Annotated in this window: 8 protein-coding genes; all 8 read right to left on the bottom strand. The window is 32.4% G+C overall.

Annotated features, from left to right (window positions below; genetic code table 11):
- The coding region (locus tag AB8B65_RS04710; RefSeq protein ID WP_405299703.1) for a 6-pyruvoyl trahydropterin synthase family protein at window positions 1–123 on the bottom strand (123 nt) is incomplete at its 3' end.
- Between the two features lie 147 nt (window positions 124–270).
- Window positions 271–1,458 carry a hypothetical protein gene (locus tag AB8B65_RS04705; RefSeq protein WP_405299701.1) on the bottom strand — a complete coding sequence of 396 codons (1,188 nt, stop codon included), beginning with the start codon at window positions 1,456–1,458 and terminating at the stop codon, window positions 271–273.
- A 159-nt stretch (window positions 1,459–1,617) separates the two neighbouring features.
- Entirely contained in the window at window positions 1,618–2,385 is a 768-nt protein-coding gene (locus tag AB8B65_RS04700; RefSeq protein ID WP_405299700.1) for an enoyl-CoA hydratase/isomerase family protein, read from the bottom strand.
- Between the two features lie 440 nt (window positions 2,386–2,825).
- Entirely contained in the window at window positions 2,826–4,157 is a 1,332-nt protein-coding gene (locus AB8B65_RS04695) for an MATE family efflux transporter (protein ID WP_405299699.1), read from the bottom strand.
- A complete protein-coding gene (locus tag AB8B65_RS04690) occupies window positions 4,154–4,663 on the bottom strand; it encodes a GNAT family N-acetyltransferase (RefSeq protein ID WP_405299702.1) in 510 nt (169 codons plus the stop codon). The genes AB8B65_RS04695 and AB8B65_RS04690 overlap by 4 nt, the downstream gene beginning before the upstream one ends.
- Window positions 4,664–5,068: 405 nt before the next feature.
- A complete protein-coding gene (locus AB8B65_RS04685) occupies window positions 5,069–5,599 on the bottom strand; it encodes a GNAT family N-acetyltransferase (RefSeq protein WP_405299698.1) in 531 nt (176 codons plus the stop codon).
- A gap of 49 nt (window positions 5,600–5,648) precedes the next feature.
- A complete protein-coding gene (locus AB8B65_RS04680) occupies window positions 5,649–6,116 on the bottom strand; it encodes a hypothetical protein (protein ID WP_405299697.1) in 468 nt (155 codons plus the stop codon).
- 11 nt (window positions 6,117–6,127) lie between these two features.
- Window positions 6,128–6,619, bottom strand: coding sequence for a hypothetical protein (locus AB8B65_RS04675; protein ID WP_405299696.1), 492 nt, complete (start codon window positions 6,617–6,619; stop codon window positions 6,128–6,130).
- Window positions 6,620–6,924: the final 305 nt, after the last annotated feature.

Below are 6,924 nucleotides of genomic sequence, written 5' to 3'. Positions count from 1 at the left end.
TCCAATCACGGTTACGGAGAGTTTATAACTATGTCCGTGTACGTTTTTACATTTCCCGTCATAACCGTATAAAGCGTGACCGGTTTCAAAATTAAATTGCTTTGTAATGCGAATTTTGCTCATTTTCATTCTCAATTAATGCGCAAAGATAGTTTTTTATTGGATTGGTTGTTTGCTAAAATTGTTTTTAGCCTTTGGCTGCTTACTTTTGGCTTTTTAGTTAGTTTGTGAGCACGAGTTTAAAAACTCGCGTTTACGTTTTAATAATCATTATTTTAATCCTTCAAAATAAATTTCTGGAAGTTGTTGTTTTACATTTTTAAAAGGAAAGTTAAAATTTTCAATTGGAGTTTCTTCAAAAGAAAGAAAATGCGGAATTGAGATGTTTTGAATCACCTTTTTTGTATATAATCTTCTAACAATCACTTTTTTTTCTTTATCTAATTGCTTGTAAGTTGTGTTGTAGTTTTGTTTGGTAATGCTATCATAGATTTTTAGATATTTACTATTAACAATATCGTTAAACTCTAAATAATGTTTATAATCTGACTTTAAATCAAATAGTGTAATCAACGTTTTATGTTGAGAAACTGCTTGCTGAATTTTAGCCGAAAACACATCAGAACTACAATTTTCTTTTTGATAATAAAATTCATTCTGAATTAGAAAAGCAAAGACTATTTTTTCGGGTTGTAGATCTTTTGTAGGATATATTGAAAAATCTCTTAGCATTGTTGGTTGAAAAACATCGCCATTTATTTTTTGATCGTAATTTGGATTGAAAATATAAGAAAGAATTTGTTTTTGTTGAGAGGAAATAGATTTTATAGAATCAGTATATGTTTTATAATCAGTAGAATTCACAGTGTATAAAGTTCTTGTGTTTACTCTAAATAACTCCAAGAAAAATTTTTCTAAATCTCTTGTCGATGTATTCTTATCACATATAAATAATGTATGAGGAGGATCATATTCTCCACCGCCACAACTGTAAGAAGACATAAAGTGCTTAATATCTGAAAAAGAACCATATTTATCATTTAGCAAAAATGCATATTCATCAGTATTTGGTTTTTTACCATAAGACATATAATAAATATTCGCATCTGGATCAATTTCAACGGTACTTTCAGATTTTATATTTGGTAATTTTATATCTAAAGGTGAATAAATTGTGTCTTTCCAATAAAGATTGTGATTAAAAATTAAGGAATCTTTAAAAATAGAAGTTGGATAAGTTTGTCCAGCAAAACGTATGTAGTTATTTTTAATTTTTACAGGATAACTAGTCCAATAATTACCTAATTCGCTTAAATAAATACTGTCAGCATCTATTTTTAAATAGTTCGGATTTGAAAGAGAAAATCCATTTAAACGCCATATTCCATAATATTGCTCTTTTTTAGAACAGGAAAATAGTGTTGCAAAAACAATAAAACTTAAAATAATTTTCTTCATGGGAACAGAGTTAGCTTCCAATAAAGCATCAAATTTTATGCCTTGTTTGATAAGCTAGTAAGAATTACAATGAGATACTGAATCAAGCTCAGCATGACGTGGATTTCGCATCACAAACCTAATTCTAAGAGATTCCTGCCTACGCAGGAATGACAAAAACTACTTCTTAAACTTCGCTAAAGCCTTTTTTGTAAAGTCAGATAAAACAAGTGTTCCAGAAAGTTCAGCGCGTTCTGCTAGAAGTGTGTCCCAGTTTTCTGTGTCTTCCCACAATATTTTTTTCATTCCTGCCAATGCATCCGGATTGTACGAAGCGAGTTTTGCTGCAAAGATTTCAAGTTCTTTGTCCAATTCTTGTTGCGATTCAAAGACTCTAGCAAACAAGCCTTTTTCTTTTGCCCAATACGCAGTTTTCCATTCGCTTGGCGCCAGACTTAACTCTGAGAATCCAGCTTTTCCAATTCGATTTTGTACCGCAGGTGCAATTACAAATGGACCAATTCCGATCGTTAATTCAGAAAGTTTGATAGAAGCTGCTTCGGTTGCCATTGCATAATCACAAGCAGAAATTAACCCAACACCGCCACCAACTGCTTTTCCTTGTACACGACCAATAATGAGCTTTCCACACGATCGCATCGCATTAATAACATTCGCAAAACCACTAAAAAACGTTTTTCCAGCTTCCAAATTATCAATAGCAATTAATTCATCAAAAGAAGCACCAGCACAAAATGCACGATCGCCTTCACTTTTGAGAATAATAGCGTGTACAGCATCATTTTCGGATAGTTTGTGCAATTCGTTTGTCAATCTATCTAACAATTCGCCAGGAAAAGAATTACTTGCTGGATGCCCAAATTCTATCGTTGCGATATTATTTTGAATATTGGTGTATAAACTTCCGTTGCTTCGTGTTGTGCTCATGGTTTGTGATTTTGTGCAGAAAAAAGAACCAAGATTTTCCGAATCAATAATCAGGACTTTTTTCAAATGCTATAGCTGCTAAGATAGGAATCTATTCATGTTTCAAACAAGATCTCGATATAATTTTTCTTCATTTCATTGCGAAAAACCACTCGATCCGACGGTTTGAGAAAATAGAAGAGTAACGTCATACTGAACTTGATTCAGTATCACAGATGAGTGAGCAATAATTTAAAATTCAACACTTAACATTTAAAATAAAAAAAAGATTCTAAAAGCAAAAGTGAACCTAACATGAAAGTAGTTCTCGATAGCTCTATTGAGCGTAGTCGAAATGCAATTTTTCTTCATTTTATTATGAAAAACGGCAAGAGTAATTACATAACAGTGAGCAATAATTTAAAATTTATCATTCAACATCTAACATAAAAAGAAGAAGTCTAGTTTCTCATTTTCGGAACAAATTCTTTTCTAAAGAAATAAATAAGCGGAAACCCACGTGCTATCATCCAAAAGGTAAAAGCAATCCAAACGGCATATAGTTTTAAATCGAACCAATCTAACAAGAAAATAGTAGGAACAAATACGGCAAAGGTAGACACAAGCAATACGTTTCTTAACATTGCCATTTTTCCTAACCCTTTAAACATTCCGTCAAAGATAAAAGCAATGGCACAAATAGGTTGCATGGCCAATACGAGCCAAAAAACGGCATAGAATTCGTTTAAAACGGCAGTTTCTTTTGTGAATATTTTCCCGATAGGATAATATAAAATACCGCCAATAATCAACATAACAACACCAACAATAATGGCATAACGTATTAATCGTTGACTGAGTTTTACCAATTCGACATAGTTTTCTTCACCATATAGTTTTCCAGATAAGATGTTTCCTGCGCTCGAATATCCATCAATAATAAACGCCCCAAAAAGCCAAATGTTTAGCAAAATTGTGTACGCTGCATTGTGTGCTGCACCGTATTTTGCTGCAAAGGAAATTCCGAAATACAATGCCACATTTAAAGCAATGGTTCTAATGATTAAGTTGAGAATCATTACAGCAAGTTTGGGCAATTCGTCATGGATTGGCAAGGTGATTTTGAGCGGAATTTGTGTTTTTTTCAACAACAGAATAACCGATAATACTGCCATAAATCCTTGTGAAACAAGACTTGCATACGCAGCACCTTCTACATGCATGGCAGGAATAAATCCTTGTATTCCATACACAAAAGCAAGATCTAATCCAATGTTTAGTAGTGTGCCAAGAATGGCAATTACCATGGGAATGTAGGTGTTTTGCAAACCTCTAAATACACCAAAAATAGCAAAGGTGAGCAATGTAAACGGCAAGCCAAAGATGCGAATTTGGAAGTATGCACTACTGTAGTCTAAAATGATACCTTCTGCATTGTAAAAATTCATAATATACTCTGCAAAAGGATAACTTATACCAATAACCACAAAGCTAATAAGGAGAATGATTCCTATGGCTTGTGCAGGCAAGGTTTTTATTTCTTCTAATCTGTTTGCGCCTAAGTATTGTGAAACTAACGAAGAGATTGCACTTCGAGTTTGTCCAAAAACCCACACCAACATAGAAATGAATGCGCCTGCAATTCCGACAGCGGCTAAGGCTTCGGTTGCGTTTATGTCTACATTTCCAACAACGGCGGTATCTGTAATAGATAATAACGGTTCGGCAACTCCGGCAATTAACGCAGGAATAGCGAGTTTGTTAACTTGTGATGTAGTGACTTTTGTTTTCAAAGAATTCGTTCGTAACAGTGAAATGGATATACGCTTTGTTTTGGAAAGTATATATCTTCCAGTTTTTTATAGCCGCGAAGTTCGTAAAACTTTTGGTTTCTAGCGTTCTTACTAAAGGTATCTAATCGTATAGAGCGATACTTTTTTTCTATAGCATAGTTTTCTGCAAATTCCATCAAAAATTGTGCATAGCCTTTTCCTTGTGTTTTTGGGTGAATTGCCAATCGGTGAATGTATATATTTGTTCCATCTGGCGTATGCCAATTTACAGTTTTATATTCTTCATCCATCAAGGTAGAAATGACAATACAACCTACAATTTTACCAGTTTCTAGTAACACGTAGAGTTCGTTTCGAGTGACATCATGTTCAAATGCTTCCCGATTTGGATAGTTTTCATTCCATTGAAAAATTCCTTTATCAATCATGAATTTTGCACAGGCTTTTGTGATGTTGAGTAAAGCATCAATGTCTTGGGAAGTTGCTTTTCGAATTTGTAAGTTCATGCGTGTTTTTATTTCTTTTGCTAAACGATTTAACCAGTCTCTAGCGATTTCTTCGGTTCCATGTAAAGGTAATAGTGTTAACAAGTTTAGTTTTGGAGTTTCTATTTCTTTTTCGATATCTTCAATGAAAACCTTTAGCCACCTGTTGTCATGTTCATCAATATATGCAGCAGCTGTTTTTTTAATTTGTTTGGTAGTTATTTTTTCTTTGTCAAAAATTATCGAATAAAGTGAGACCGCAAAAGAACTATTTCCTCGACTGTCAATTAATGATTTCCCTTTTTCTTTGGCGTATCCTTGACCACATTTTTTGCATTCACTAGAGTGGAATTTATCAGTACTTTCTAAAAAGACTAAGTTAGTACCACATCTGAAGCAAAAATCTGTTTCCATATTACCTACGTTTTATTGATTTTGTTGCAACCAGTTATTTTTTTCTAATTCGTACCTTCTGTCTGTGCAGTTGTCTCGTTCGTTAAAGAACTCTTTTACACATTTCATGAACTTCTCCAAAATCTTTACGGAAGCAATATTTGCAACATTAACGTCTGCGGTAACTTTTTCTGTATGTAATGTGTTGAAATAAAAGTTCAACATTCCTTTTGTTGTTTCTGTTCCGTAGCCATTTCCCCAAGCATTTACCCGAAAGCGATATCCTAATTCTTCTTTATTGTCTTCATTTTTTAAAAATAGAGCAAGTCCAATTAACTCAGGATTGTCTTTTTTGAAGATTCCAAAAGCACATTTTTGTGTTTTTATATCGCTTAATGCTATATTTAGATTATTATTGAATCTATCTGTTATTTGCTGTTCTGTGAATGCTTTTTGAGGAATTAATTCCAAAACTTTTGGATCTGTAAATAGTTCAGCAAAATGTACTTTGTCTGTCTTTTCTAGGCTTTTAATTCGTAATCTTTCCGTTTCAAATAGGTTCATTTTCTTTAGTTAAGTTACAACGGTTTTATGAGTTATATGATGCGTAATTTTATTCCGCCAAAAATTGATTCATTTCACTCGGTTTAGGATATTTATTTTTCTGTCTGGCTATTAGTATTATTTCACCTAAGTGAAAAGCTAAATGAGTGCTTGAATCTTGAATCAATTTCAGTTTTTCGTCTATTTTTATATCTGAAGTATCAAGCGTATCGATTTGGTTTTTAATTTCTTCTGTTTGATGTTGGAATTCGTTAATCTTTAATTCCCATTCATTCTTAGTATTCGGCTTCGATTCCGTGATCCAAGATTCAGATTCCTTAAAATCAATTGTAGCATTGATGTTTGCGATTTTTTGGATTTGAAATTCTCTCCATTTTAGTAAATGATTCAACGTTTGCCAAATCGTTTTGGAATGTCCTTCAATTAAAACGCCACTAATTTCAAACGGAATCGTTTCAAAAACCTTGAACGTATCGAATGCATTTTGGAAAATAAATTTGAAATTATGTTTTTTCATGCTCAAATTGTTTACCATTCTCTCCAAAGATCTGAAAGTCCTTCTCCGTCTGCATAGTTTTGCGGGTCCAATCCAGAAGCAATTGTTATTTGGTCAATTAATTCACATAAATCTTCTCTTTCGCCAGTTTCAATTAAACTTCCAACAGTATTGTCTAAACTGTTTAATGAATTCACTGCTTTTTCAAAAAGAGCTATTTTGTCTTTTTCATTTCCATGTTCGCCTAGTTCAATAAGTTTAACAATTAAATTGTCAAAAATAGCTTTAGCAGCATTGCAATTTTCTTCGGAGTATTGCTCCATTTTATATTCAAAAAATGCTTCTCTCCATGCTTTAAATGGATATCCTTTTTTTGTTTGATTTAGTTTTTCTGAAAAAGTCAAATCGTCAGTATTAACGGTTGGTTCTTCTACTATAGTTTCTTGTTTTTTTCCGTCTTTACAATAGCTTCTGAAGGCTTTTGATTCTTTTTTAGATATGTGATAATATATAAGATTGCACAAACCATTAAGATTCCTATTAGTATGTATAAGGTGTTTTTCATTTTCTTTTGATTGATTTTTTATGCATTGCATTTTCAGTTACTGCTAAAACTATAATAATCTTCTAAAAGATCAAATTATTTTTGAAGTTTAAAAAACAGAAATATCACAATAGAATTAAAAATTGATTATTTTTGCAAAAATTTTAAGTTTGTGGAATGCGCTGTAATGGTTAATTAGTTGTAAATTATGTGATTATTAGCAAATTCCATTCAACACATACACTAAATAAAAGTAAAAAGATGAAACATATATTAGTTCCCATA

It is taken from the genome of Kordia sp., assembly GCF_045105435.1.
Classification (GTDB): domain Bacteria; phylum Bacteroidota; class Bacteroidia; order Flavobacteriales; family Flavobacteriaceae; genus Kordia.
This window is presented reverse-complemented; position numbering and strand designations above follow the sequence as displayed.